This is a genomic window from Ensifer sp. 22521, assembly GCF_052044795.1.
Taxonomy (GTDB): Bacteria; Pseudomonadota; Alphaproteobacteria; order Rhizobiales; family Rhizobiaceae; genus Ensifer.
In genome coordinates this window covers 74,611-100,998 of record NZ_JBQENM010000013.1, presented here as the reverse complement: position 1 = coordinate 100,998, position 26,388 = coordinate 74,611, and the positions used below count along the sequence as shown (strand labels likewise).

Here is a 26,388-nt window from a genome sequence, read left to right as displayed (position 1 = left end):
TTTGCGGCGGTTGAAGGCACTGCTATATGCGGCCCATGAGCACAACATCTTCGAAGACGCCCCTTTCGCATATCCGCAACTTCTCGATCGTGGCCCACATCGACCACGGCAAGTCGACGCTTGCCGACCGGCTGATCCAGTCCACCGGCGGTCTCGCCGAGCGGGAAATGTCCGAGCAGGTGCTCGACAGCATGGATATCGAGCGCGAGCGCGGCATCACCATCAAGGCCCAGACGGTGCGTCTGCACTACAAGGCCAATGATGGCGAAACCTATGTGCTCAACCTCATCGACACGCCCGGCCACGTCGACTTCGCCTATGAAGTCTCGCGCTCGCTGTCTGCCTGCGAAGGCTCGCTGCTCGTCGTTGACGCTTCGCAGGGCGTCGAAGCCCAGACGCTCGCCAACGTCTACCAGGCGATCGACAACAACCACGAGCTCGTCACCGTGCTCAACAAAATCGACCTGCCGGCGGCCGAACCGGACCGCATCAAGGAACAGATCGAGGAAGTGATCGGCATCGACGCCTCGGACGCGGTGCTGATTTCGGCCAAGACCGGCCTCGGCATTCCCGACGTGCTCGAAGCGATCGTCACCAAGCTGCCGGCGCCGAAGAGCGACGGCGGCGATGCGGCCCCCTTGAAGGCGCTGCTCGTCGACAGCTGGTACGACACCTATCTCGGCGTCATGGTTCTCGTGCGCATCATCGACGGCACGCTCAAGAAGGGCATGACCATCCGCATGATGGGCACCGACGCCAAGTACACGATCGAACGCGTCGGCGTGCTGACGCCGAAGATGGTCGCGATGGATGCGCTTGGCCCGGGCGAGATCGGCTTCATCACCGCTTCGATCAAGGAAGTAGCCGACACCCGCGTCGGCGACACCATCACCGAGGACAAGCGCCCGACCGCCAAGGCGCTGCCGGGCTTCAAGCCGGCGCAGCCGGTGGTGTTCTGCGGCCTCTTCCCCGTCGATGCCGCCGACTTCGAAGACCTGCGCTCGGCGATGGGCAAGCTGCGCCTCAACGACGCGTCGTTCTCGTTCGAAATGGAATCCTCAGCAGCGCTCGGCTTCGGCTTCCGCTGCGGCTTCCTCGGCCTCTTGCACCTGGAAATCATCCAGGAGCGTCTGGAGCGCGAGTTCGACCTCGACCTGATCGCCACAGCCCCCTCGGTCGTCTACAAGCTGTTCATGACCGACGGCTCGGAGCGCGAACTGCACAACCCTGCCGACATGCCCGATGTTGTCAAGATCGCCGAAATCCACGAGCCGTGGATCCGCGCGACGATCCTGACGCCCGACGACTATCTCGGCGGCATCCTCAAGCTCTGCCAGGACCGGCGCGGCATCCAGATCGAGCTGACCTATGTCGGCACCCGTGCGATGTTGACCTACGACCTACCGCTCAACGAAGTCGTGTTCGACTTCTACGACCGCCTGAAGTCGATCTCCAAGGGTTATGCCTCGTTCGACTACCAGATCACCGATCACAAGGAAGGCAACCTTGTGAAGATGTCGATCCTCGTCAACGGCGAGCCGGTCGACGCGCTGTCGATGATGGTGCACCGGATGGCAGCGGAAAAGCGCGGTCGCGAAATGTGCGAGAAGCTCAAGGAGCTGATCCCGAAGCACATGTTCAAGATCCCGATCCAGGCGGCAATCGGCGGCAACGTCATCGCTCGCGAAACCATCTCGGCGCTGCGCAAGGACGTGACGGCCAAGTGCTACGGCGGCGACGCCACCCGCAAGCGCAAGCTGCTGGAAAAGCAGAAGGCCGGCAAGAAGCGCATGCGCCAGTTCGGCAAGGTGGAGATCCCGCAGGAAGCGTTCATCGCCGCACTCAAGATGGGCGACGAGTAAGCGGCAGAACCGCATGCTTCTACGTTTGAAAAGGGCGGCCTCGGGTCGCCCTTTTTGGTTTGCCACTAAGACGCGCGTCAGTCCGCGTCGAGCAAATACCGCTTCGAAATCCGATCCACCAGCCGCCCGTCACTCAGCGGCACCGCCTTATCAATCTTGTAGTCTGTGAAGCCCATCCTGCCGTAATAGGTGAGGCCGCCCACGTTGTCGGCGCGGATGGTGGCGTTGAGCGCCTTGAAGCCGATGGAACGGGCGTGGTCGCGGGTGGCCTCGAAAAGCGCCGTGCCGGCGCCTTTGACCTTGTTGCCGGGGCGGGAGAAGGTGCCGATATCGGCCCAATCCTTGGGTATTCCGTCCGAGCGCTCCAGCCCCTGGAAAGCGCAAGGCTCGCCATTCTCATCCTCCGCAACGAAGCAACTGACGAAGCCAGGACCGGCGAGATAGTGTTCTGCAAAGCTTTCGGGCGTGAACGGCGTCTGATGGGCCGTAGTGCCGCCGATCCGGATGATCTCGTTGAGGAAGGCGCAGAGTGCTGGTGCATCGTCGGGCCGCGCCGGGCGCACGTGGATCGTTTTCGTCGCATCGACCATAAGAAAAACACTCCTTGAAAAGGTCTAAAGAATTCAGTTCGCTGCACGCGGCAGCAGGCGTGCCGGGTTTCCGGCGACCACGGCGCCGGCGGGCACATCCTTCGTCACCACCGCGCCGGCGCCGACAATCGCACCATCGCCGATGGTCACACCGCCCAGGATGATGGCGCCGCCGCCGATCCAGACATCCGCGCCGATCGTCACCGGGCGGGCGACTTCGAGGCCCTGGCCACGCAGATCCGCGTCCTTGTGGTGCTCGGCACAATAGATCTGCACGCTCGGTCCCAGCATCGTGCCCTCGCCGATCTTCACCCGACCGCTGTCGAGGATCGTGCAGCCGGCGTTGAGATAGACGCGGGCGCCGAGACTTGTGTTGATGCCGTAGGAGCAATGGAACGGTGCTTCGATGAAGACGTCATCGGCAACCGCACCGAACAGTGCACGCAAAGCCGGCGCCATGCTTCCGCGCGCGGCCGGTGACATGGTGTTGTGCTGGTGGACCGCTTCGCGTGCCGTCAGCCGAAGCGCATCGAGCTCGGCATCGAGGCACGAGTACCATTCACCTGCGGCCATCTTGTCGCGTTCGCTGGCGGTCATGCTCTTGCCTTTGCTTCCGCCGCTTCGCGCCGGGCCAGGCTTTCGGCCGGCCACATCGTCTTCATGTCGTAATAGATCTCGAAGGCTGGAGCGCCGCCTTCGAGCGACAGCCACTCCACCTTGGAGCGAGTGAAAATGTGCGCATCCGGCGAGAAGTCCGAGGGACGGTCGAGGCTCGCGATGCGGAGGAAGGAGAGCCAGCCGCGCCGGCCATAGTCGCTCCAGAGCGCCGTCTGGCATTCGGCGCAGCGATAAACGTCGTGCGGGCGGCCACTGTCGGTGGGGAGCGTCACCATGACGGGCTCGCCCTCGGTGAGCTCGATATTTTCGCGCTCGATAACGCCGTTGACAACGAAAGCGCTGCCGACCTGGCGCTGGCAATCGCTGCAATGGCAGCAATTGACGAACATCGGCGCGGCCTTCAGCCGGTATCGGATCCTGCCGCAGAAGCAACCGCCGTTTAGTGTCTCGCTCATCTGTCCATCTCCTCCAATACCGGATCCGCGATCGCGGCGGCGCCCACACGCCGACCGATCGTCGCCACCCAGGCGCGCGCCAGCGTCAGGCCGGCAGCATCGGCTTCCCGGCCATGGCGGGCGGCGTGCTCACGATAGCGGGCAAGCCAGGTGGGATCGAGCCGGTTGATCGTATCCGGGAACGCACGGTTCCAGTCCTCGACGAGATGGGTGTCCGCCTCGAAATGAAATTGGGTGCCATAGGCGGCGCGGCCGATGCGGAAGGCCTGATGGGTGGTGACGGCGTTTTCGGCGAGATGCACGGCGCCCTCGGGCAGGGTGAAGGTATCGCCGTGCCATTGGAAGATCGGGAAGCTCTCACCGACGCTGGACAGCACCGGGTCCTCAGCGCCTTCGCCGCGCACCTGGATCTGGCACCAGCCGAACTCTTTGGCGGCGCCCAGCAGATTTTCCCCGCCATAGGCGCGCGCAAGAAGCTGGCTTCCGAGGCAGATGCCAAGCACGGAGCGTCCGCTGTCCCCGAAGGCGCGCATCAGTGCGGCGAGTTCAGGCAAATAGGGATAGGTGGCATCGTCAAGCGCGCTCTGCTCGCCGCCAAGGACGACGAGCGCATCATAACCTTCGGGCGTTGCAGGAACGGTTTCGCCCAGATAGGCGCGGTGGATCTCGATCTGCGCCTTGACCTCGCGAAGCGCCGTGCCCACCTGGCCGAGCTCGGTCTTCGCCATGTTTTCAACCACCAATACCCGCATCGTCACCTTCCCTTCGCCGTCGCGAACCGAGATTGAACACGAGCGTGGCCGCTGTTCAAGAGGCGCGATGATCCGCCCTGCGCTTTGCGCTTCCGCCACGGGCCTTGACTTCCCGGTCAAACTTTCCGACCTTTGGGGCATCATGATGTCGACGATTTCTTCCTATCACTGCTTCCGGGTGTGCCCGATCGCAGGAACCTGACCCCAGCCCGGATGCTTGCGCTCTCCGGGTAAGGGGAGCCTTTCGCGTCGGCAGAAGAAATTTTAGACGCGGCTGAACGAGCGCCGAAATCCCAGAAAATTGATTCCGAGTGCGCCCGTGGGCGCCAAGGCCGAACACGGCAGGTCACATCATGGCGGCATCCCGCAAGAAACTTCCCCCCATCATCGTCAATGCCGAGGATCACAAGCGGCTGACGGCGCTGGCGTCCTCCGCGCTCGACCGCGTGCCCGACGTGGCCGAAGCGCTGCTCTGCGAGCTCGACCGCGCCCGCATCGGCGCACCGGAGGCGCTGCCTGCCGACAGCGTGCAGATGGGCTCCACCGTTGCCTTCGAGGCGGATAACGGCTTTGCCAAGCGGGTGACGCTCGTCTATCCCGGCGAGGCCGACATCGAGGCCGGACGCATCTCGGTGCTGACACCTGTTGGAGCGGCCTTGATCGGCCTTTCCGTCGGTCAGTCGATCGACTGGCAGGATCGGTCGGGCAAGGTCCACCGCATGACCATTCGCAGCGTGACGCCCCAAGCAATTCCAGGAAAAGTGTGAAACGGTTTCCATCCGGAATTGCGTATTCCCTGAAGGCAGGCCGGCGGCATGGGCACTACGTGTCGCCAAACGAAAAGGGGGAGGCCGGTCTTCACCGCCTCCCCGTTTCCCTGGTCATCGTTCGATCAATCAGAACTGCTTGCCGAGCTTTGCGTCGACCGACTGGCTGTTGGCGCCACGGATGGCGAAGAAGAACAGGATCGCCGCCCAGAGGATGGATTTCTCCGCGCCGAAGAGACCCTCGCCCTGCACGATGCCGTGGAAGTAGACGGTGACGAGCAGAACGATCATGCCGGCGAAAGCAGCCGGGCGCGTCAGCAGGCCGATCGCGATCAGGATGCCGCCGAAGAATTCGGTGGCGGAAAGAAGCGGCGACCAGAAGACACCCGGATAGAAGCCGAGGCCTTCAACCATGCCGATCGCGCCGAAGGGATCGGTGATCTTGCCGAAGCCGTGGACCGCGAGCAGGGCACCCGCCAGAACACGCAGCAGCGTCTCGGCTGATGTATCCAGCGGCAGATAAATTTTTTCCAGAGCCGGCAGGATGGTACGCGGGCGGGAACTGGAAGCGGTGACGTCGGTCATGAATGGCCTCTCCGGCGGTTGGGGTGCGACAATTTGTGCAATGCCGCATTGTCTCGCCGCGACGGCAGCGCAAAGCAAGCTATCCCCCGATAAAAACATGACTAGATTTGTTGACAATTATGTGAGCAGGACGTGAGCATCTGAGGCGGAGCGACGCAGTTGTTTCCACCTGGCGCCGCCGGTATGGTCGCCGCCCCGACACACGTCCGAGACCAGGCCGATGGATCCGAAACCGCGTATCACCATCCTCTATTGCACCCAATGCAACTGGCTGCTGCGCGCCGGCTGGATGGCACAGGAACTGCTGCAGACCTTCGGGCAATCGCTCGGCGAAGTGGCGCTCATTCCCGGCACCGGCGGCAATTTCGAGATCCGCGTCGATGACGCGCTCGTCTGGGAACGCAAGCGCGACGGCGGCTTCCCCGGTCCCAAGGAACTGAAACAGCGCATCCGCGACATCATCGAGCCGGAGCGCGATCTCGGCCATACGGACAGGAGCTGATCCTGGATTTCGGAATTCTTGCCGGCGTCTTTTCCGCTGCGTTCCTGTCGGCGACGCTGCTCTTTGGCATGTCGGAGGCTGCAGTCGTTGCCGCCGCCTTGCATGGAGAAACAAGCCGCCCTGCCCTGTTCGTTGCGGCAACGCTCGGCAACGTGCTCGGCGCCGTCGTCAACTTCGCGCTGGGGCGCTTCCTGATCCGCTTCGAAGGTCGACGCTGGTTTCCGGTTTCTCCGGCAAGCCGACAGAAGGCGGAGGCGCTCTTTGCCCGCTACGGCCAGCCGGTGCTGCTGCTTTCCTGGCTGCCCGTCATCGGCGACCCGCTGACGCTGGTCGCCGGCCTGTTGCGCATGAAGCTGCCGCTATTCCTGCTGTTCGTCGCCATCGGCAAGGCGGCACGTTATGCCGTCGTCCTGTACCTGACGCCCTGACGCCAAGCAAAGCGATCAGACGTTGCGATCACGGCTCAGCTGTGAGCGAAGATATCCGTCTCGTCCCAGCCCAGCAGATCAAGCTTGGAGCGCGTAGGCAGGAAGGCAAAGCAGGCGTCGGCATGCTCCATGCGGCCGTCGCGAAGCAGGCGGGCCGTCAGCTTGTCGCGCAGCGCATGCAGGTGCAGTACATCGGAAGCCGCATATTCGAGCTGCGCCGGCGAGAGGATGTCCGCCGCCCAATCGGACGACTGCTGCTGCTTGGAAATGTCGACGTCGAGCATTTCCTTGAGATTGTCCTTGAGGCCGTGGCGGTCGGTATAGGTCCGGGTCAGCCGCGAGGCGATCTTGGTGCAGAAAACCGGCGTCGTCGTCACTCCGAACGTGTGGAAGAGCACGGCGATATCGAAGCGGCCGAAGTGGAAAATCTTCTGGCGGGCCGGATCGGCGAGCATGGCGACGAGGTTCGGCGCTTGCCTCTGGCCGGCGGCGATGCGGATGACGTCGGCGGTGCCGTCGCCCGGCGAAAGCTGTACGACACAGAGACGGTCACGGCGGGGGATGAGACCAAGCGTTTCAGTGTCGATGGCGATCGCACCGGTATAGCGCGCAGCATCGGCTGCGGAAATGTCGCCTTCATGGACCCGTATTGCATTCGCCATCGAAAATCCCCAGATCAAACGAAGTGGTGTGGCCTATAGCGCAAGTTTGGCGCCGGCGATACCGTTACCGTATCCCGCCAGACGGTCGCCCGTTCGAAAGTCCTGACAATGACGTCTTTTCGCTCCGCTCTCGCCCTTTCGGCCCTCGCGCTGACTTTGGGGCTCTCCATCGTCCCGGCAACGGCACAGACCTACCGGGACCTGCCCGGCGTGCGCCAGATGGATCCGCTGAATGGCGGCGGAGACCATACCGTCTGCGAACAGACCTTCGTCGACCGCAACTATCCGTTCGAATCGACGGCCCGCGGCGGCCCCGTCTACGACACGATCTACAATTGCCGCCGCGGTGATGGACCGGTCTTCCAGGGCAGCGACCTGCCGCCGTCGCTCTATCGCCAGAAACGCGGCCTCGGCTATTGAAGCAGGCGTGCCTCGGCGCCCGTCGCGTTGCTCGCAAGCTTGCCTCCTCGACGACCACGCCGCTTAGCCTGACGGTACGGAAGCGGGACTGCCTCCGCCTACAGCACTTTGAATTGCTGCATGTTTTCATCCTTGAATCGGTTACGATCAAAGGAAACATGCAGTGGGAGGAACCATGCCCGATATTATGGCCAACAATCGGCCGCTTGCCATCAGCGCGCCCGCTCCACGCACGCTTGACCTGATCTTCACGCCGCAGGCGCTGAAGGACCTGCACCAGCGTTACCGGATCGTCGAAGCCGACCCGGACGATATCGCCGGGCTCGACGACGATATCCTGTCCGAAGCGCGCTACATCATCGGCCAGCCGCCGCTCGATCATGCAACGCTCCAGCGCATGGGACAACTCCGGGCGATCCTCAATGTCGAGAGCAACCTGATCAACAACATGCCCTACGAGGTGCTGTTTGCGCGCGGCATCCATGTGGTGACCACCGGTCAGGTCTTTGCCGAACCGGTCGCCGAACTCGGCCTTGCCATGGCGCTCAACATCGCCCGCGGCATCGTCGACGCCGACCTTGCCTTCCGCGAAGGCCGTGAACTGTGGGGCGGCGACGGCAACCGATCGGCGCGGCTTCTCGCCGGCGCCGACATCGGCATCATCGGCTTCGGCGATCTCGGCAAGGCGCTGAACCGCGTGCTCTCCGGTTTCCGCGCCAGGATCCGCGTCTTCGATCCCTGGATGCCTGCCTCGATCCTGAGGGACAACGGCGTCGAGCCGGCATCGCTCGATACGGTCCTCGGCGACAGCGACTTCGTCTTCGTCGTCGCATCGGTCACCAGCGAGAACGAAGGCTTCCTCGGCGAAAAGGCCTTTGCCCGCATGCGCCCTGGCGCTGCCTTCATCCTCTTGAGCCGCGCCGGCGTCGTTGATTTCGATGCGCTGATGGCGGCGGTCGCACGCGGCCATATCGTGGCGGCCAGCGACGTCTTTCCGGAAGAGCCGCTACCGCTCGATCATCCGGTTCGCCGCCTGCCAGGTTTCCTGCGCTCCGCCCACCGCGCCGGCGCGCTCGACAGCGCCTTCAAGAAGATGGGCGACATGGTGCTCGAGGACATGGATCTGATGGACCGCAACCTGCCGCCGATGCGCTGCAAGCGGGCCGAGCGGGAAACCGTCGCGCGCATGCGCTCGAAACCGGTGACGGCGAACTGACCCAGCGATTTTTTGAGGCGGGTGTCGGCGGGGCGTGCATCCCGCCGGTTAACGTGTTTTATGGGAATCGCATTTAACTTTCCTTGCACATGCGACCATCCTTGCACGCTAAGGTCGTCGCCAGTTGATCGGTACGGAAGCAGAGAACCGCAATGGCAGACACGGCGTCCGGTGCTCGACAAGGCAGAACACGCGATGGCTGGAACAGCTCGCTGCGGTCGCTGTTCAGCCTGGTCATCGTCACCATGCTGATTGTCGTCTCGGCCACACTCGTCGGGCTCGATTATCATCGCTCGCGCAACGCCGCGATCGCCGACGCCGAGGCCAATATGCGCGGCTTCATGAACCGCCTCGTGGATCGACTGGGCGTGCTCTCGGGCGATACCTCGGCCCTCGTCAACCTCGTTTCCTCGGTCGCCAACTCCTTCCTCGTGCCGCCGCCGGAGCGCATGAACGACAAGGTGGCGGTGCTGCGCGAGGGCATCACCCGCTCGCCGCATATTGACGGGGTCTATGTCGGCTATCCCAACGGTGCTTTCTTTCAGGTGGTCGATCTCAAGCAGGTCGCCTGGCGCATGGCGCTGGACGCGCCACGTGGTGCTGCCATGGCCGTGCGCTCGATGGAAAAGGATGCGAGCGGCAAGTCTCTGCAGCGCGTGCTCTTCCTCGACAAGGACGGCACGCAGTTTTCCGAGCGGCGGCTGCCACCTACCGGCTTCGACCCGCGGACCAGGCCGTGGTATCGCGCGGCGGTCAACGGAAAGGCCGCGGTCTCGACCGGCCCTTATGAAAGTGCCACCACCGAAACGCTGGGCATGACGATCTCGCAAGCGCATCGGGGCAATCCGGAGATCGTCATCGGCGCGGACGTCATTCTCGATACGATCACCGATTTCCTGGCCCGCGAGCGGCTGACGGCCGGGTCCGTCTCCTTCATCCTCGATGCCGTCGGGCGTCCGATCATCCACTCGGACCTGGTGATGATGCGACGCATCATGGCGGCGAAGGACAAGGATAGCCCGATCGTGCAGGCCGAGAGCGATCCCTTGATCCAGAGCATCCGCCTCAATCCGCCTAAGCCCGGCAAGGCCGACTTCGTCGAGGTCGGAGACCGAACCTATCTCGTCATGGTGACGCCGCTCGAATCCGCGCTGCTTCTCTCCGGCAACCGCGCCGTGGTGGCGGCGCCGCTGGACGAGTTGATGGCGGAGGCCAACCAGACGCTCGTGCAAGGGCTGGCGATTTCCGGATCGGTCGTGGCGCTCGCGGTGCTCGCTTCGCTGGTGCTTGCGCATTTGATCACCAAGGGGCTCAACCAGCTGACGGCCAGCGCCAACCGGCTGCAGGATCTCGACTTCACGACGCCCATCGACGTCTCGTCGCATGTCAGCGAGATCTCCACGCTCGGCGGGGCCATGAACCGGGCGCGAGACGCGATCTTCACCTTCGCGCTCTATGTGCCCAAGGAACTGGTGCGCAAGGGCATCGAGTCCGGTCAGTTCAGCGGACGCTCCGCCTGGCGACAGGAGGTGACGGCGCTCTTCACCGACATCTACGACTTCACCACGCTCAGCGAAAAATATCCGCCGGAAGATGTAGTGGCGATGCTGTCGGAGTATTTCGACATCTTCAGCGAGACCGTCGGAGAACACGACGGAACGATCATCCAGTTCCTCGGCGATTCGGTGTTCGCGATGTGGAACGCACCGGCGGCGGACGAAAAGCACGCAGAACATGCCTGTCGGTGCGCGCTGGCGGTCGAGGAACGCTTGCGTGTCTTCAACGAGGCGCAGCGTCAAAAGGGTCTTCCGGAGTTCCGCACCCGTTTCGGCATTCATACCGGCACCGCCGTCGTCGGCAATGTCGGCGCGAAGGAGCGACTGCAATATACGGCGATGGGCGATACGGTGAACGTCGCCTCCCGCCTGGAAGGCATGAACAAGAACTACGACACCACGATCATGGCGAGCGGCGCCGTCGTCGCCCATGCCGGCACCGCTATCCGCTTCCGGCCCCTCGGCTCGGCGCAGGCGAAGGGCCGCGCCTCTGCGTTGGAGATCTATGAGGTGCTGGGCGCAGAGCCGGCAGCCGCAGACATGCCGGCAACCAAGCCGGAAGGCACGCAAGGCGGGGAAAGCGTATAGGCGGCCTCAGTGACCAACACTGCGGCGCGATCGGGTGACCCAGCGGATACCGGCGACGACAGCAAAGGCGAGCAGCGGCCAGACGGCCCAGAACACTCCATGCCACGTCAGCACGTTGATCGTCAGGAGCACCAGCCCGGAAAGGGCCAGCACACCGATGCCGCGATCCACCCACGGGTTTGCCTTGAGCCACGCAAGGCCCGACAAAATGCCGAGCCCGAGCAATGGCCAAACGGACCAGAGCACCCCGTTCCAGGTGAGGAGGTTCAGCACGACCAGTCCTGCGGCGATGACGGCGAGCACGGGAAGAGATCCTCGCTTCGCCGCGGCGACCGCCCCGCCGCCCCCCTTTGCCTCAGCCCCTGATCGGCCGCCATTCCCGCTCGCTTGACCAGCGGAACGTCCGAAGCCTTGGATGCCGATTGCCGGGCGGGGATCGGCCGTGCCGATGCGCACGGCGTAGCTCGGAACACCACCATCGATGTTCTTCACCTCCAGCGGCCCCAGAAAATCGAACCCGACGGCGACCTTGTTGCGCACCTGGTCATAGACCGTATTCGAAATGACGATGCCACCGGCGGGTGCTGAAGCCTGCAGGCGCGCCGCGACATTGACGCCATCACCATAGAGGTCGTCGCCCTCGGCGATCACGTCGCCGAGATTGATGCCTATGCGAAACAGCATCTGCTCGTCCGAGGGGCATTTCTCGTTGCGACCGGCCAACTCGTTCTGCACGTCGATCGCCGCGCGCACGGCTTCGACGACGCTCGGAAACTCCGCGATGAGGCCATCGCCCCAGGTGTTGACGACACGGCCCTCATGCGCCTCGATGAGCCGTCCCATGGCATCGCGATAGCGCTTCAACGTGGCGAGCGTGCCCTCCTCGTCGGCACGCATCAGTCGGGTGTAGTCTTGAACATCCGCGGATAGGATAGTCGTCAGCTTGCGACGCGTCTCGGACATCGCTTCGTCCTCGCTCAGTTCCGCCGCCCCGGCGGACGATTGCATGGTGCCGCGTTCGTGCGGTCTGCACGCCACTTCGTTGCGAATAGAATATCAATGCTGCCGGTCAAAGCTTCAAGGCGCGTCGCGCGAAAATAACGGCGACGCGCAACCATATCGACGGAAAGAGCGCGCCGCGCGACAGGAAATCGCCTCGATTTGCGGGCAAACGCCAGAAACGAAAAAACCCCGGCTAACCGGGGTTTTTCAAAACCAAATCAAAGACTTGGTTGGGAATTTGGTGCCCAGAAGAGGACTCGAACCTCCACACCCTTGCGAGTACCAGCACCTGAAGCTGGCGCGTCTACCAATTCCGCCATCTGGGCGACGGGCTGGGGTGTAAAAGGCCCGAGCTGAAGTGTCAACAGGGTTTTTGAAGTTTTCGTGTCGGATTGCAAAAAACTCAGTTCGAAGCGGATTCTGCCCACCGGCGGATTGTGGATAGCCCCCTTGAGAGCAGCGCTTCGGCAGCCTCAGACGACTCCGCCTCGACGTAGCACCGCATCTCCGGCGCATTGCCCGAGGGTCGGAAATGGATGATCCGACCATCATCCAGCGTCACTCTCAGCCCATCGATGTCGCTCACCGCAGCGACGCCGCCGATCGGCGCCAGGAATTCCGCAAGATTTGCCTCGTCTCCGCGCAGATAGGCCATCAGCCGGGCGCTTGTTTCCACAGGGAAATTTTCGAGCCTATCGCTGAGCGCCACAGGCAACCGGTAGGAAGCGGCGAGCGCGGAAAGCGAAAGCTTGGCCTCAGCCGCCGCGGCCAGTGCCGCGACAATCGGCAGAAAGCTATCCCGGGTGGGTAGCGCTTCCAGCGTTGCGCCATTGATCTCAAAGGGGCTCGCGGTCAGCGTACCGCCATTGGCCTCGAAGCCGGCGACCTTCTGCGTACCCTCTTTCAGCGCCTGCTGCATGCCGGCGATCACGAAGGGCGAGCCGACGCGGGTGCGCAGGACGGAAAGCCCTTCCCTGCCCTCAAGGCCGGAATTCGACGTGACCGGAGTGACCGCAAGTCTGGCGCCGAGGAAACCGCAAGCCATCAGGCCCAGCAGGTCACCACGCAGGGGCAGCCCATTTTCGTCGGCGACGAGGGGCCGGTCGCCGTCCCCATCCGCCGACACGATCGCATCGAGGCGATGTTCGCGCGCCCAATCCTGAAGCCGCTCGATCGTCTCCGCCGAAACCGCCTCGGTATCAACAGGAATGAAGTGTTCCGAGCGCCCAAGGGCCACGACATCGGCACCAGAGTGGGTCAGCAGGTCGGCGATCAGGTCGCGGGCGACGGTGCTATGCTGGTAGACACCGACCTTGAGCCCGGACAGCGCCCCGGCCGCCAGCAATTGCCGGTTCCGCTCCATGAAGAGGGCGGCGGCCCTGGCCGCGTGGTCCTCACCGGTTCCGGCATCGGCGACCGGTGCGATCTGGTTTGCAATGCCGTCGGCGATGCGGCTGATCGCCACCTCGTCCGCCTTGTCGATCTCGCCATCCGGGCGATAAAACTTGATGCCGTTGCGATCGGCCGGAATATGGGAGCCGGTGATCATCAAGCCCGCTGCCCCGTTGGCGAGGCCGTAGAGCGCCAGTGCGGGCGTCGGCACCGTGCCGCAGTCAAAAACGCGCAGCCCCTCGCGCGACAGCGCCGCGGCGCAAACGGCCGCGATCTCCGGGCTTGAATCGCGAAAATCGCGGGCGATGAGGATGGGATCGCCAGGCTTGCTGTGCCCGGACTCCACAAGATGCCGGGCGAAGGCCGTCGCATAGCGGGCGGAGGGTTCGCCCTTCAGTTCCTCGGAGAGGCCGCGCAAACCACTGGTGCCAAACTTCAATTGCATCGTGTACCTCGCTGACGACGGGAAGGGACCGGACAAGAACCACAGTGACACGACCGACGGATAGGCGCATCGTACTGAAGAGAGCAACGGGCGGAAATCCAGTGGTTCCCGCAACCACACACAGCGTCCGGCGCCATGAATAAACCAAGAAAAACAAACGTAATACAGGCAGGGACACAAACGGAAGGCATGGCCTTCTGAAAGTGAGGATAAAATGACGGGATTTCGCAATTTCGTTATCGGCTGCAGCTTGGCCGCCACCTCCCTGATCACCCCCATCGGACCTGTCGAGGCAATGCCGATCCAGGCGCCCGATCTCCAGATCAAGGCACAGGGCGACATCCAGAATGTGCAGTACTACCACCGGCGCTACGGCGGATATGGCGGGTACGGCTGGCGTCGCGGATGGGGTCCAGGATGGGGAGGAGGGCCTTACTACCGGCGAGGATGGGGTGGCCCATATTATGGTGGTTCGGGCCTGAGCTTCTACTTCGGCTCCGGCGGCTATTATGGCGGCGGCTACGGCGGCTACTATGGCGGTGGATACTATCCCCGTTACTATGGCGGTTACTATCCGCGACGATACTACGGAAACCGCTATTACGGTAATAGCTACTACGGTAACAATTACTATTATCGGGACCAGTATGTTCGCGGCGGCTCACATGTGAGCTGGTGCATGTCGCGCTACCGCTCCTACAATCCGGCGACCAACCGGTTCCTGAGCTACGGTGGTGCCTACAGGGTCTGCTACTCGCCTTACCGATAGGCGAGACTGACGCGCCGCCGCGCAAAGGCGATGCTGCCTCACGCATTTCTCCGTGCGCAATCGCGGAGCAGATGGCTTCGTCTGCCCGATCGGTCCCAATTTGTGGGAAACGTCGGTTAAGCCGGCATTAACCGCGACGACCTACCGTTTCGGAAAGCTCCACGATGCTGTCCGGGGATCATACATGCTGCTTCCGACCCAGCAATCGACCGCCACCGCAACGACCAGCCTGGTCGGCTCGATCCTCAAGGACATCGAAAAGCGGCAGGCGGAAGAAGAAGAAAAGGCCAAGGGCACCAAGGACGACAAGGTCCTGAAGGCGCAGGTCCAGTCCGACGATGCCCGCAAGGCGGCCAACGAAAACATCAACGCGCACTTCTTCGATCGCACCCAGAACGACCCCAACAGCAATCGCGCGGCTCTCGTTCGCCAAGTCGGAGCGTTCTTCCACCTCGACCGCGAGACGTTCAAATCCGACGCCGCCTTCGCCAGAACGCTCGAGAACCAGATCAAGGATCTGGATCCGAGCGATATCGCCAAGGTCGAGGAGCAGCTTGGGCTGGATAAACTCGGCCTCTCCCTCACCGAATTGGCTGAGGCACTCAAAAATCCAGGCGGCCGGGAAAACGAGACACTGAAGGCGGCGCTTGGAGAGACGAGCGGCAAGAGTTCTCAAAGCCAGGCACAGGCTGCCAAGGCGGTGGATCGACTCAAGAGCACAACGGAATCCGGGTCGCTCGAGGAAGCCCAAGTCGACAGCTTGCGCAACGATCCCACGCGCAGAACCGACAAGCAGTCGCTGGTCGAACAAAACGAGCAGCTTCGTGCGCTCCAACTCAAGGACGAGATGGAAAATGTCGCCGAGCGCCGCGAAGCCGAGTTGCAAAACCTGGTCCGCTTCGACGAGAACGGCCTGTACAGCCTGACGGCGCAGAGCTTCTGATCATTTCCTCCGCACGATACCGAGCCTTGCCATGACCTCCTTGGGAATGCCGTAGCGGCGAACGGCATCGCGGCTGTCACGCAGCCCGCAGATCTCGCGCTGGATGAAAAAGGCCCAGACGACATCGGCTGCTTCATCGAGAAGCCGCTCGCGCAAATCCGGGGCCGCCTCCGCCTTCAGTTCCGACAGTGCGGCAAGCGCCTTTTCCACCTTCAGCCCATGCCGGCCGAGCGCATCGGCCCGCTCGGACATGAGTTCATATTCGAGCACGTTGAAGGCGCCGGTGGTCGAGAAGGTCGGGCTCAGGGCTTTTGGGGGACGAACGCTCATCCGAAACTCCTCAGAAGTCCAGAAGATGGCGCTGTCGAAGCCCGCAGGCAAGGGCGGTCGGCTGCCGCAGCGATCGAAACTTGGTTAAGATTTCATAAACCTCTTTCACCTAGCCTCAGTGATCATGCCGATTCCCTTATCCGCGGCCTGGTCGCGGCTGTCCGGCCATTGGACCCCTGCATGTTTCTTTAAGAAACATGCAGCAACTCAAAGTGCTACAGCGACCTTTGCGCGCCTCATAGGGCGCGCGGCGCTGTAGACGCGCATGAGGCGCCAACCCGTAAGTGACAAAGAAAACAGTTCGCACGCGAGCCGGAAATCGGTCCGTGCCCAAGCGTGCACCCGCGTTTCGTCGCTCACCGATGATTGGTCAACCTGAGGTCAAGCGAGATGGAGACCAGAATGCTGATACCCATCCAGACGGCCCGAGCCGCGGCCGCTACCGCAGAAGACACGAACACCAAGGCACAGCAGCCGGCAGCGCTGTTGCCCGCCGGCCAACGCGGCGAAGCCATTCAAAAGATCCTGGACGCGTTGACCCGACACCTCTCGGGTCGCGAAATCCTCTCCAAGGACGCTCTGGTGCGGCTGATGGAGGACCTGGCGCGCATCCTGAAGTTCCCGCCCCTGCCTCAGGAAGGCGGGCGCGATTTCGTTCGACGCCTGGTGGCCTTCCTCGAAACGATGCCTGCATCCGATCGGCTGTTGCTCGAGCGCCAGCTCGGCGGGCGCAGCCTCGCCGTCCGGGTCGGTCTGCTTGCCGAACTGCCCGCGATCCGCAATGGCACAAGCGCGTCGAGTAACACCGCCACTTCGATGCCCGCTCAGGCGCGCGACGTCATCCTGCGCAACCCCTCTTTCCAGCCGGCAATGCCTTTCAACCCGGTTGCTGCGCGTACCCCGGTTGCCGGCGAAGTCGCGCTGCTGCAGGCGGTGCTGCGCAAGACCTTTGGGGTCGGCAACGACACCGACGCGCTCGAACCGCGGGGTGATGACCTGGACCAGGCCGGAACGACAGAGGCGCCCTCAAAAGCCCGAAACGCCGCACCGGAGCGAAGCGAAACGCGTGCGAGCACAGGCAAGCCCACGCCACAGGAAAGCACGCCGGTCGAAACCGCCGCCGCCCTGCTGGCAGGCGAAGGCGAAGTCGAGGAAGCGCCGCAAACGGCCCTCGGGCCTGAGCCTGAGGAAACCGGCCCCCCAACCGATGGCGGGCATGTCGAAACCGAGGTCCCGGCCAGCGAGAGCACGGCGGCGCCGGCCGAAGCCGATACGACTGCCGAAACCGCTGAGGACGCCGACCCCGATGGCACCTATGGCCCAATGCCTGATGCGGAGGAGAAGGACGCCAAGACAGCAACGGCGGCCGGTCGCGGCAACCCCGAAGCCCGGCCGGTGCGGGTGCTCTTCGAGGCGATCAAGACGCTCATTCGCGACAGCGTAAACCTGCCCGGAAGCGCAGCCGGCGCCGAGACCAAGCCGGCGGCTGAGCACGCCAATGGTACCGACGCGCCGGCGCCGGTCCCGGTAAAAGAAACCGCCACACCGGTGCGCGCAAACGACGCCGCGGCGCACCAGCGCGAGGCCCCGGACGGCGGCAACGCCCTGCCGTCCTTGCTCGACGACCAGACCGAGGACACAAAGGCTGCCCAGCGCCTGCCTGTGGACATGCGGCCGCAGCGCGCAACCGATGAACAGACGATGCATCAGGTCATCGCCAGGCTGGTCGAAAACGGCCTGCCGCGCGAAGCCATTCCTTTTGCCATGATCCCCTACCCGCCAGCCGCCAAGGATGCGGCGGAGACCGAAAACCTCAGCCATGAAATGCCTGGCGGATCTGAAGACCAGGCATCGGACGAAGAACAGGGCACAGAAGAAGGCGACGGCCACGATCAAGGGGATGGAGCAGATCCAACGGACGAAGCCCTGCTCGACGACGGGACACCCGAAGCACCCGACGCCTATGATCTCTATCGCAGGCTCGGCGGCCTCGGCTGAGGGGGCGCGACCCGAGCAAGTATTCGAGCAAAGAAAAACCCGCGGAGATCGCTCTCCGCGGGTTTTTCAGTTCAGGTGTCAGGCAACGATTACTCGTTGTTCTGGCGGTTCTTCAGAGCCGCGCCAAGGATGTCGCCGAGCGAAGCACCCGAGTCGGACGAACCGAACTGAGCAACGGCTTCCTTCTCTTCAGCGATTTCCAGAGCCTTGATCGACAGCTGGATCTTGCGGTCCTTCTTGGAGAAGTTGGTGACGCGGGCGTCAACAACCTGACCAACCGAGAAACGCTCCGGACGCTGTTCGTCGCGGTCGCGCGCGAGGTCAGCGCGGCGGATGAACGAGGTGATGTCTTCGTGGTTGACGAGCTTCACTTCGATGCCACCATCGTTGATCGCGATGATTTCAGCCGAAACAACGGCGTTCTTGCGCAGTTCGCCCGAAGCAGCGGCGTCGCCGACTGCATCCTTGCCGAGCTGCTTGATGCCGAGCGAGATGCGCTCCTTGTCGACGTCGACGTCGAGAACAACGGCGCGAACAACGTCGCCCTTGTTGAACTCTTCGATGACCTGCTCGCCCGGACGGTTCCAGTCGAGGTCGGAAAGGTGCACCATGCCGTCAACATCGCCGTCGAGGCCGATGAACAGGCCGAATTCGGTCTTGTTCTTGACTTCGCCTTCGACTTCGGTGCCAGCCGGATGGCTATGCGCGAATGCCTGCCACGGGTTCTCGAGCGTCTGCTTGAGGCCGAGCGAGATGCGACGCTTGGTCGGATCGACTTCGAGAACGACAACGTCGACTTCCTGGCTCGTGGACAGGATCTTGCCGGGGTGTACGTTCTTCTTGGTCCAGGACATTTCGGAGATGTGGATCAGGCCTTCGATGCCCGGCTCCAGCTCGACGAACGCACCGTAGTCGGTGATGTTCGTGACGGTACCGGAGATCTTCTTGCCGACCGGGTACTTCGCACCGATGCCATCCCACGGATCCGACTCGAGCTGCTTCATGCCGAGCGAGATGCGGTGGGTTTCCTGGTTGATGCGGATGATCTGAACCTTGACCTGCTGGCCAATGTTCAGGATCTCCGACGGATGGTTCACGCGACGCCATGCCATGTCGGTGACATGGAGCAGACCGTCGATGCCGCCGAGGTCGACGAACGCACCGTAGTCGGTGATGTTCTTGACGACGCCTTCGACAACCTGGCCTTCTTCAAGGTTCTGAACGATTTCAGAACGCTGTTCGGCGCGGGACTCTTCCAGAACCGTACGACGCGATACGACGATGTTGCCACGGCGCTTGTCCATCTTGAGGATTTCGAAGGGCTGCGGGTTGTGCATCAGCGGGGTGACGTCGCGGATCGGACGGATGTCGACCTGCGAGCGCGGAAGGAAGGCAACGGCGCCGTCGAGATCGACGGTGAAGCCACCCTTGACCTGGTTGAAGATGATGCCTTCGACGCGTTCGCCGGCTTCAAACTTCACTTCCAGGCGCATCCAGCTTTCTTCGCGGCGAGCCTTCTCGCGCGACAGAACAGCTTCGCCGAGCGCGTTTTCGATGCGCTCAACGTAGACTTCGACTTCGTCGCCGACCTTGAGCGAGCCGTCCTTGGCCTTCGCGCCGAATTCCTTCAGAGCGATGCGGCCTTCGACCTTCAGACCGACGTCGACAACGGCGACGTCCTTTTCGATGGCCGTAACGATGCCCTTGGCAACATAGCCTTCGGCGAGATCGGTCTTCGCGAAGGATTCTTCGAGAAGAGCGGCGAAATCGTCACGGGTAGGATTGGTAGCAGACATGGAATCTCCTGCATGCATCTCAATAGAGACGCACATGCGCCGGGGGCTGGTGTTGAACAGGCCTGAACCCAGTCCGCCCCATCGAAGGGGCAATCCGGCGCGTGGACGGAATTTCAGGCTATGCAAGAAGAGCGTTTCAAACGAGGGTTGTGAAAGGGCTCTTCTTCAGATCTTCTTGATCAGGGCCGCATCGATCAAAGTCTTCGCGGCCTGAAACGCCGCCTCTATACTCATTTCAGACGTATCAAGCAAGTGCGCGTCTTCGGCCGGCCGCAAAGGACTGTCGGCGCGGCCCATATCGCGCTCGTCGCGGTTCTTCACATCCTCGAATATCGCCGCATAGTCGGCCGGCTGACCGCTGCCGATGATCTCGTCGTAACGGCGTCTCGCCCGTACTTCCGGCGACGCAGTGACATAGAGTTTTACCGGCGCACCCGGGCAGACAACCGTGCCGATGTCGCGTCCGTCGAGCACCGTTCCGGGCTCGCGCAGCGAAAAGGCGCGCTGCGCCTCGACCAGTGCGCGGCGCACCGCCGGCATGACGGCGATCTTCGACGCCGCCTCGCCGATCGCGTGGGCGGAAAGCACCGACCGATCAAGCCCGGCGAGCTCGACCTCGCGCGCCATCTTCTCGGCGACCGCCTCGTCATCGAGCGGCAGCCCGCTATCCAGCAGCGCCTTGGCGGTGGCACGATAGGTCAGCCCCGTATCGAGATGATGAAAGCCATATTCCTCGGCGATCCGGCGCGAGAGCGTGCCCTTGCCGGCCGCTGCCGGCCCGTCGATGGCGATGATGAACGTCATTTTCCAACCTGCATATGTATATGGTCGTCGTGCCTGGCGGCCCTGCAACCCTGAAACCTAATGGACTCCGCCTCGACGCCAAGTCTTTGCGCCAGATGCGGCTCCACGAATATCTTCTCGATACCGAAACCGCTCCCCTCACCGGCAAGCCAGCGGAGCGCCTCACGCATCCGCGCCTCTTCGAGCGGCCAGGGCCGCCATAGTGACTGCAGAAACGCCAAGTCCCACCGCAAGGTCAAGAGGGCGTTGCGATCGTCGCATGGAAGAACGCTTCCCGGACGCGGCTCTTCGAAGGCGAAGTAGCCGATCGGCGAACGTGTCGTCTTATCCAGGTATCTGCCGCCGGCATCCTGATAAAAGAACGCGACATCGAGCTTTCGGCCATCCGAGTGGGAGAGATGGGGAAACAGTGGGAAGCCATTGAAAAATGGAAAATTCGCGTCGAGGGCCAAGGTTGTGGTTCCGGGGAATGCCCGGTCCATATGCCGCGACAAAGCGACGGCTGCCTCCCTCAGTTCCGGAACGACATACTGGCGGTTCAGGACGCAGAAGAATGGCGACTGCATTCTGAGCCGCGATGTACCGTCGTCGAAACAGGGCAACGGAACCCGACCAAAGACCGGCGCCACAGCGTAGCTGAGCGTGCTCCCGGCTGCATAGAGGCCAAGAAAGAGTGCAAGAAATACGAGAAAGCCAGCTCTGCTTCGGCGCGCAATGCCAAGGGCAACAAGCCAGACAAGGCCGCCGATCTGCGTCAGCAACGTCAGGAGAACAACGACTGCGATTGTCAGCAGCCATCTGAGTTTTATCGCCGCCAGCGCCGTTGGCTTCACTCGACCACCGCCCCGAGCGTGGTCATCAGCTCAATATACCCCGGAAAGCTGGTCGCGATCATCGACGCATCATCGACGGCGACCGGGTATTCGGACACAAGCCCCATCACAAGGAAGCTCATGGCGATACGGTGATCGAGATGGGTCCTCACCACCCCGCCTGAAGCATTTCCGAGGCCCTTGCCGCCGGGGCGACCACGCACGACGAGCGAGGATCTGCCCTCATCGCAATCAACACCGTTGAGTTTCAGGCCCGCGGCAATGGCGGCGAGGCGATCGGACTCCTTCACGCGCAGCTCATCGAGACCATGCATGATGGTCGCGCCTTCGGCAAAGGCGGCGGCGATGGCGAGAATGGGATACTCATCGATCATCGAGGCGGCACGCTCTTCGGGGACCGTAACGCCTTTCAGTTCGGAATGGCGCACCCTCAGATCCGCCAGGTCTTCTCCGCCGGCCTGCCTGATTTCGATCACCTCGATGTCCCCGCCCATCTCCTGCAACGTCAGGATCAAGCCCGTGCGGGTCGGGTTCATAAGCACGTTCCGGATGGTGATGTCAGAACCCGGAACGACGAGCGCCGCGACCAGCGGGAAAGCCGCCGAGGACGGATCGCCGGGCACATCGATCTCCTGGGCGACGAGCCTGCCGCGGCCTTCGAGCCGGATGGTGCGGACACCGGTGGCATCGGTTTCCACCGAGAGTTCGGCGCCGAATCCGCGCAGCATGCGCTCCGCGTGGTCGCGGGTGATCACCGGCTCGATGACGGTGGTGATGCCGGGCGCATTGAGACCGGCGAAGAGCACCGCCGATTTCACCTGGGCAGACGCGACCGGCACCCGGTAGGTGACCGGCGTCGGCGTCTTCGGTCCGCGAAGGGTCACCGGCAGCCCGTCACCCATAGCTGCCTTTACCTGCACGCCCATCTCACGCAAGGGATCAAGCACGCGCGCCATCGGCCGCCGGCTGAGCGAGGCATCGCCGATGAAGGTCGTTTCGAAATCATAGACGCCGACGAGACCCATGATGAGGCGGCAACCGGTGCCGGCATTGCCGAAATCAAGCGGCGCTTCCGGCGCAAGCAACGCACCATTGCCGACGCCGTTGACGATCCAGGTGTCGCCCTCCTTGCGGATCCTGGCACCCATCGCCTGCATGGCCCGGCCGGTGGCGATCACATCCTCGCCTTCGAGCAGGCCGGTGATACGCGTTTCGCCGGCGGCAAGCCCGCCCAGCATCAGCGACCGATGCGATATCGACTTGTCGCCGGGAATTCGGACCGTACCCTTAAGGCCGTCTGATTTGCGGGCGGTGGCAGGGCTTTGGCCCAATCCTTGCGACATGCGGAATCCTCGAAACATGCAAGACAGTGTCGCGCGCTCAAGTCGCGCCAACGTCGCGGCGGCAGCTGAATGGCTGACTGTTTTTATTCTTAGACCGGATAGGATTGAAGAAGACAATGCAACTCGTAAGGCGTCCTTGCAGGCCGGCGCCTGCTGTCGGCAGCACTCCTGCCACAACCCCTGCTGCATACTTCCTTAAATCGCGGCGAGCGGCCATCCTTGCGCGCCGGAAAGCCCGTGACACAGGGCCTTGCAAGTTTTGCCTTTGACAGATGCGGTCAAGATGATTATGGGGACCGGCTAATCATCATAAGCTTGATACCCTTTCCACCCGCCGGTTTTCGGCAAGAGCCGGCTCGGCCGGCCATTCAAGAGGCTTTGACAGTGGCAAAACCGGAACTTGGAACAAAGCGCATCGACCCGGAAACCGGGCGCAAATTCTACGATCTGAACCGTGATCCGATCGTTTCGCCTTACACCGGCAAGTCCTATCCGCTGAACTTCTTCGAAGAAACCTCGGTCGCCAAGGTGCTCGAGAAGGAAGAAGAAGAAGACGTCACGGAAGTCGATGCAGAGAACACCGAAGTCGAACTCGTTTCGCTCGAGGATGCCGATGATGAGGCAGCGGGCGGCGACGACCTGCCGGATCTCGGCGACGACGATGTCGAGATCGACGGTGACGACGACGACACCTTCCTCGAAGCCGACGAAGACGAAGACGACGACGACATGAGCGGCCTCATCGGCGTCTCCGACGACGAAGAAGACGTCTAAGCGCTTCAAATGACATGGGAATGCTCCCGTCCTCGGCCTATAGGGCCCGGACGGGAGAAAATCGGCCCGGACTGGAAATAAATCCACAGGCCACGCATTTTTCGGCTTGCCATCCTCAAAAAGGGGAAGTAATAAGCCGCCACTCGCCGGACACAACAGGCCGACGAATTTCCCGGACCGGCCTAGCCGGAACCCGATATGGGGCTATAGCTCAGCTGGGAGAGCGCTTGCATGGCATGCAAGAGGTCAGCGGTTCGATCCCGCTTAGCTCCACCAAATTTCTTCTTCGATTGATGACCAATGGACCTTCAAGGTCCCTCACTGCTTTCCAACTCGTCCAGCGAATCCAGGATCATCGTCAGCAACCGGATGATGTCGGCCGACTCGAGCAGGGCGTTGCGGATTTCGCGCTCCGAGCGAGTGGGCACGGAAGCGGCGATGTTCAGCAGGACATTGGTGACATCGGGTGCATCGGTGTTGGGTTCCATGCCGGTCTGTTCGCGCATGCAGCGGATCAGCGCCACTGCGCCTTCGAGCAGCCGTTGTGCCTGCACCGGGGTGAGTTCATGGACCTCATTGGCGGCACGAAACAGCTGGGATCTGAAGCCCGATATCGTGGTCATCTCCCGGATGATACTCCTTTCGGCTTCAAATGAAAGTGGTGGCCGACCCCACCCGTGCAACGTTCGGATGAACAGGCTACGCGAGCGACCTTGCGCGAAGGCGAACAAGACGGCCAAGCCGCACAGGCACACATCGGTGAAGCCGGCCCCTCCTGCGCGCGTTTATAGTTTGTTAAGCATCGGAACGCAGAAGCTGATGCCATGTTCCTGATCTCGAAAATATTCTGGCTGGCCGCACAGCCGCTGTCGTTCTCGTTCTTCGCCGCCCTTGCCGGGCTGCTGGCGACGGCGGCGGGCCTGCGCCGCATCGGCGGCTTCCTTGGCGGGCTTGGCGCGCTGGTGCTCTTCATCAGCCTGTTCACCACCTCGGGGCCCTACGCGCTCCAGACGCTCGAAGATCGTTTCACACGCCCCTCGCCATCACCTGCAACGCTCTCCTGCATCATCGTGCTCGGCGGCGCCTTCGAGAACGAGGTGATGGCAGGCCGCGGCGGCATGGAATTCAACCAGGCGGCGGACCGTTTCATCGAGACGGTGGCGCTCGCAAAACGCTACCCCGAGGCGCGTATCCTGGTTTCCGGCGGTGATGGCTCCTTCAGCGGCACTTATGCCGGCGACGCCGAGGCCTCGCAGGGCTTCCTCGCCGCGTTCGGCGTCGGCGGCGAACGGCTGATTCGCGAAGAACAATCGCGCACGACTTTCGAGAACGCCCGCAACACCAAGGAATTGCTGGGCGCGAATGGGCTATCGAATTGCGCACTCGTCACCTCCGCCTTCCATATGCCCCGTTCGGTCGGGCTCTTCCGCGCGCTCGACATCCCGGTCATTCCCTGGCCGACGGATTACCGCACCAGCGGCAAGCTTGGCCTTAGCTTCGACTTCACCCAGCCGTCGCTCAACGCACAATTGACGACGACGGCGGTGCGCGAATGGATCGGCCTCCTCGCCTATCACCTTGCCGGCCGGACACCCTCGATCCTGCCGGCGCCCTGAGAGTTGACGGCGGGGCCCGAGATAGCCCAGCTTCAAAGCGAACCGCCGAATCTTGCCCGGAGCACCCATGCCGATCCTCGAAATCCTCGACTACGCCGGTGTGGCCGTCTTCGCAGCGACCGGAGCGCTGTCGGCGTCACGCAAGCAGCTCGACATCATCGGCTATCTCTTCCTCGCCTCGGTGACCGGGATCGGCGGCGGCACGATGCGCGATGTCGTTTTGGGCGCGACACCGGTCTTCTGGGTCACCAACCCGACCTATCTTCTGGTCTGCGTCACCGTGGCGGTCATCCTCTTCTTCACCGCCCATCTCTTCGGCTCGCGCTACCGGGTCCTCGTCTGGCTCGATGCGATCGGCCTTTCAGCCTATTGCGTCATGGGTGCTGCGAAGGGATTTGCGGCCACGGGCTCAGCGGGTGTCGCGCTGGTCACCGGCATGCTGACGGCCACCTTCGGCGGCATCCTGCGCGATCTGCTCGCCGGGGAACCCTCGGTGCTGCTGCGGCCGGAAGTCTATGTCACCGCCGCGCTGATAGGCGCTGGCGCCTTCGTGCTTGCAACGATGGCTGGCCTGCCGCTTGCGGCGGCATCGACGCTCGGGGTGATTTCCGCCTTCGCCGTGCGCGGCGGTGCGCTCAAGTTCGGCTGGACGCTGCCGACGGGCAAGGCGCAGCCGGGCAGAGATCCCGATGATGTGATGTGAATGGGCTCATGCGTCTGATCGGCGCAAACGCCGCGCGATCAATTTATTTTGAGGATCGCCGCGCGCGCTCGTTTGAAGTCATGCAACGGCGAACGGAACCCCGTTTCGCGCTTTTCCTGGAATTGCCCTGAGATCAGCGGCCGCTCTTGCGGCGCAGGCGGATCACCACGTCGACATGCGAAATCTCCATGCCCTCGGGCGGCTCCGGGAGATTGTCGATCTGAATGTTGCTGACGGGGATATCGAGAACCTCGTTCTGGCCCTCGACGAAGAAATGATGGTGATCCGACACATTGGTGTCGAAATAGGTCTTGGCGCTTTCCACCGCCAGGACACGGATCATGCCGGCCTCGGTGAACTGGTGCAGCGTATTGTAGACGGTTGCGAGCGAAACGGGCACCCCGGCCATGACAGCCTCCTCGTGCAGTTCCTCGACGGTCAGGTGACGGTCACCCTTGGCAAAGATCAGATCGGCGAGGGCAACGCGCTGACGGGTCGGACGCAGGCCTGAGTGGCGCAGCCTTTCTTCCGAACTCACTTCTGTTGCTTTCGTCATCAAGGGTCGTTCCATGTATCCCGGCGAAATTCACAATACTTCCGTTGCGATATAACTTTTGCGCCCCGCGCTTTCAATAGATT

The 26,388-nt window shown here is 62.7% G+C and carries 28 protein-coding genes and 2 tRNA genes; 14 read left to right on the top strand and 16 right to left on the bottom strand.

Annotation, left to right across the window (positions count from 1 at the left end; genetic code table 11):
- Positions 1–35 precede the first annotated feature (35 nt).
- A complete protein-coding gene (gene lepA, locus ACTJKE_RS21065; RefSeq protein ID WP_425985965.1) occupies positions 36–1,862 on the top strand; it encodes a translation elongation factor 4 in 1,827 nt (608 codons plus the stop codon).
- 77 nt (positions 1,863–1,939) lie between these two features.
- On the opposite strand, the gene ACTJKE_RS21060 is transcribed toward lepA, so the two are convergent.
- Genes ACTJKE_RS21060 through ACTJKE_RS21045 form a run of 4 tightly spaced genes read right to left on the bottom strand, consistent with a single transcriptional unit; the run spans position 1,940 to position 4,277 of the window.
- On the bottom strand, positions 1,940–2,452 hold the full coding sequence (locus tag ACTJKE_RS21060) for a GNAT family N-acetyltransferase (RefSeq protein ID WP_058326204.1): 513 nt from the start codon (positions 2,450–2,452) through the stop codon (positions 1,940–1,942).
- A 33-nt stretch (positions 2,453–2,485) separates the two neighbouring features.
- Positions 2,486–3,049, bottom strand: coding sequence for a sugar O-acetyltransferase (locus ACTJKE_RS21055; protein WP_058326203.1), 564 nt, complete (start codon positions 3,047–3,049; stop codon positions 2,486–2,488).
- Positions 3,046–3,525: a GFA family protein gene (locus tag ACTJKE_RS21050; protein WP_058324539.1), complete on the bottom strand. Its 480-nt coding sequence runs from the start codon at positions 3,523–3,525 to the stop codon at positions 3,046–3,048. Before ACTJKE_RS21050 ends, ACTJKE_RS21055 begins: the two co-directional genes overlap by 4 nt.
- Complete coding sequence (locus ACTJKE_RS21045; protein ID WP_057247847.1) at positions 3,522–4,277, bottom strand: type 1 glutamine amidotransferase; 756 nt, start codon at positions 4,275–4,277, stop codon at positions 3,522–3,524. Before ACTJKE_RS21045 ends, ACTJKE_RS21050 begins: the two co-directional genes overlap by 4 nt.
- 353 nt (positions 4,278–4,630) lie before the next feature.
- Here ACTJKE_RS21045 and rnk point away from each other — a divergent pair, with 353 nt between their 5' ends.
- Complete coding sequence (rnk, locus tag ACTJKE_RS21040) at positions 4,631–5,044, top strand: nucleoside diphosphate kinase regulator (RefSeq protein WP_093234330.1); 414 nt, start codon at positions 4,631–4,633, stop codon at positions 5,042–5,044.
- Positions 5,045–5,173: 129 nt separating this feature from the next.
- Here rnk and ACTJKE_RS21035 read toward each other — a convergent pair whose 3' ends face one another.
- Positions 5,174–5,629 (bottom strand): DoxX family protein, encoded by a 456-nt coding sequence (locus tag ACTJKE_RS21035; RefSeq protein WP_093234329.1) that lies wholly within the window; start codon positions 5,627–5,629, stop codon positions 5,174–5,176.
- Positions 5,630–5,849: 220 nt separating this feature from the next.
- Between ACTJKE_RS21035 and ACTJKE_RS21030 the strand changes: the two genes are divergently transcribed.
- Together ACTJKE_RS21030 and ACTJKE_RS21025 are read left to right on the top strand one after the other, a co-directional pair.
- The gene (locus tag ACTJKE_RS21030) at positions 5,850–6,131 is read left to right on the top strand and encodes a SelT/SelW/SelH family protein (RefSeq protein WP_058324536.1); all 282 of its coding nucleotides are present in this window, start codon (positions 5,850–5,852) and stop codon (positions 6,129–6,131) included.
- Between the two features lie 68 nt (positions 6,132–6,199).
- Positions 6,200–6,559, top strand: coding sequence for a YqaA family protein (locus ACTJKE_RS21025; protein WP_082615689.1), 360 nt, complete (start codon positions 6,200–6,202; stop codon positions 6,557–6,559).
- A 35-nt stretch (positions 6,560–6,594) separates the two neighbouring features.
- Here the strand turns inward: ACTJKE_RS21025 and ACTJKE_RS21020 are convergent, their stop codons facing one another.
- Positions 6,595–7,221 (bottom strand): ribonuclease D, encoded by a 627-nt coding sequence (locus ACTJKE_RS21020; RefSeq protein ID WP_057248232.1) that lies wholly within the window; start codon positions 7,219–7,221, stop codon positions 6,595–6,597.
- Positions 7,222–7,329: 108 nt separating this feature from the next.
- Between ACTJKE_RS21020 and ACTJKE_RS21015 the strand changes: the two genes are divergently transcribed.
- From ACTJKE_RS21015 to ACTJKE_RS21005, 3 genes are all read left to right on the top strand, one after another.
- On the top strand, positions 7,330–7,641 hold the full coding sequence (locus ACTJKE_RS21015) for a hypothetical protein (RefSeq protein ID WP_057247842.1): 312 nt from the start codon (positions 7,330–7,332) through the stop codon (positions 7,639–7,641).
- A gap of 175 nt (positions 7,642–7,816) precedes the next feature.
- Positions 7,817–8,857, top strand: coding sequence for a hydroxyacid dehydrogenase (locus ACTJKE_RS21010; RefSeq protein WP_440692294.1), 1,041 nt, complete (start codon positions 7,817–7,819; stop codon positions 8,855–8,857).
- Between the two features lie 152 nt (positions 8,858–9,009).
- Positions 9,010–11,001 carry an adenylate/guanylate cyclase domain-containing protein gene (locus tag ACTJKE_RS21005; RefSeq protein WP_113131969.1) on the top strand — a complete coding sequence of 664 codons (1,992 nt, stop codon included), beginning with the start codon at positions 9,010–9,012 and terminating at the stop codon, positions 10,999–11,001.
- Between the two features lie 6 nt (positions 11,002–11,007).
- Here ACTJKE_RS21005 and ACTJKE_RS21000 read toward each other — a convergent pair whose 3' ends face one another.
- The 3 genes from ACTJKE_RS21000 to ACTJKE_RS20990 form a co-directional block, all read right to left on the bottom strand.
- Positions 11,008–11,964, bottom strand: coding sequence for an adenylate/guanylate cyclase domain-containing protein (locus ACTJKE_RS21000; protein ID WP_057248231.1), 957 nt, complete (start codon positions 11,962–11,964; stop codon positions 11,008–11,010).
- A gap of 278 nt (positions 11,965–12,242) precedes the next feature.
- Positions 12,243–12,329: transfer RNA gene (locus ACTJKE_RS20995), tRNA-Leu, on the bottom strand.
- Between the two features lie 77 nt (positions 12,330–12,406).
- A complete protein-coding gene (locus tag ACTJKE_RS20990) occupies positions 12,407–13,840 on the bottom strand; it encodes a phosphomannomutase (protein ID WP_057247839.1) in 1,434 nt (477 codons plus the stop codon).
- A 214-nt stretch (positions 13,841–14,054) separates the two neighbouring features.
- On the opposite strand from ACTJKE_RS20990, the gene ACTJKE_RS20985 reads away from it, so the two are divergent.
- Positions 14,055–14,609: a BA14K family protein gene (locus tag ACTJKE_RS20985; protein WP_058326197.1), complete on the top strand. Its 555-nt coding sequence runs from the start codon at positions 14,055–14,057 to the stop codon at positions 14,607–14,609.
- 184 nt (positions 14,610–14,793) lie between these two features.
- Positions 14,794–15,552, top strand: coding sequence for a hypothetical protein (locus tag ACTJKE_RS20980; protein ID WP_440692292.1), 759 nt, complete (start codon positions 14,794–14,796; stop codon positions 15,550–15,552).
- Here the strand turns inward: ACTJKE_RS20980 and ACTJKE_RS20975 are convergent, their stop codons facing one another.
- Entirely contained in the window at positions 15,553–15,882 is a 330-nt protein-coding gene (locus ACTJKE_RS20975) for a DUF6665 family protein (protein WP_058324533.1), read from the bottom strand. It lies immediately after the preceding gene.
- A 402-nt stretch (positions 15,883–16,284) separates the two neighbouring features.
- On the opposite strand from ACTJKE_RS20975, the gene ACTJKE_RS20970 reads away from it, so the two are divergent.
- On the top strand, positions 16,285–17,880 hold the full coding sequence (locus ACTJKE_RS20970) for a hypothetical protein (RefSeq protein WP_440692290.1): 1,596 nt from the start codon (positions 16,285–16,287) through the stop codon (positions 17,878–17,880).
- 89 nt (positions 17,881–17,969) lie between these two features.
- Here ACTJKE_RS20970 and rpsA read toward each other — a convergent pair whose 3' ends face one another.
- The 4 genes from rpsA to aroA all read right to left on the bottom strand — a co-directional run bounded on the left by rpsA (position 17,970) and on the right by aroA (position 22,656).
- A complete protein-coding gene (gene rpsA / locus ACTJKE_RS20965) occupies positions 17,970–19,694 on the bottom strand; it encodes a 30S ribosomal protein S1 (RefSeq protein ID WP_082615707.1) in 1,725 nt (574 codons plus the stop codon).
- Between the two features lie 147 nt (positions 19,695–19,841).
- Positions 19,842–20,480, bottom strand: a complete 639-nt coding sequence (gene cmk / locus ACTJKE_RS20960; protein WP_058326194.1) for a (d)CMP kinase — start codon at positions 20,478–20,480, stop codon at positions 19,842–19,844.
- A complete protein-coding gene (locus tag ACTJKE_RS20955) occupies positions 20,477–21,241 on the bottom strand; it encodes a hypothetical protein (protein ID WP_440637162.1) in 765 nt (254 codons plus the stop codon). Before ACTJKE_RS20955 ends, cmk begins: the two co-directional genes overlap by 4 nt.
- Positions 21,242–21,309: 68 nt before the next feature.
- Complete coding sequence (gene aroA / locus ACTJKE_RS20950; protein WP_058326193.1) at positions 21,310–22,656, bottom strand: 3-phosphoshikimate 1-carboxyvinyltransferase; 1,347 nt, start codon at positions 22,654–22,656, stop codon at positions 21,310–21,312.
- A 384-nt stretch (positions 22,657–23,040) separates the two neighbouring features.
- On the opposite strand from aroA, the gene ACTJKE_RS20945 reads away from it, so the two are divergent.
- Both ACTJKE_RS20945 and ACTJKE_RS20940 read left to right on the top strand, forming a co-directional pair.
- Positions 23,041–23,430, top strand: coding sequence for a TIGR02300 family protein (locus tag ACTJKE_RS20945; protein ID WP_057247831.1), 390 nt, complete (start codon positions 23,041–23,043; stop codon positions 23,428–23,430).
- Between the two features lie 200 nt (positions 23,431–23,630).
- A tRNA-Ala gene (locus ACTJKE_RS20940) sits at positions 23,631–23,706 on the top strand.
- A 32-nt stretch (positions 23,707–23,738) separates the two neighbouring features.
- On the opposite strand, the gene ACTJKE_RS20935 is transcribed toward ACTJKE_RS20940, so the two are convergent.
- Positions 23,739–24,053, bottom strand: coding sequence for a hypothetical protein (locus ACTJKE_RS20935; RefSeq protein ID WP_058326192.1), 315 nt, complete (start codon positions 24,051–24,053; stop codon positions 23,739–23,741).
- Between the two features lie 201 nt (positions 24,054–24,254).
- Between ACTJKE_RS20935 and ACTJKE_RS20930 the strand changes: the two genes are divergently transcribed.
- A complete protein-coding gene (locus ACTJKE_RS20930) occupies positions 24,255–25,046 on the top strand; it encodes a YdcF family protein (RefSeq protein ID WP_058326191.1) in 792 nt (263 codons plus the stop codon).
- 67 nt (positions 25,047–25,113) lie between these two features.
- Entirely contained in the window at positions 25,114–25,749 is a 636-nt protein-coding gene (locus ACTJKE_RS20925) for a trimeric intracellular cation channel family protein (protein WP_058326190.1), read from the top strand.
- Positions 25,750–25,882: 133 nt separating this feature from the next.
- Here the strand turns inward: ACTJKE_RS20925 and irrA are convergent, their stop codons facing one another.
- Complete coding sequence (irrA, locus tag ACTJKE_RS20920; RefSeq protein WP_058324525.1) at positions 25,883–26,305, bottom strand: iron response transcriptional regulator IrrA; 423 nt, start codon at positions 26,303–26,305, stop codon at positions 25,883–25,885.
- Positions 26,306–26,388: the final 83 nt, after the last annotated feature.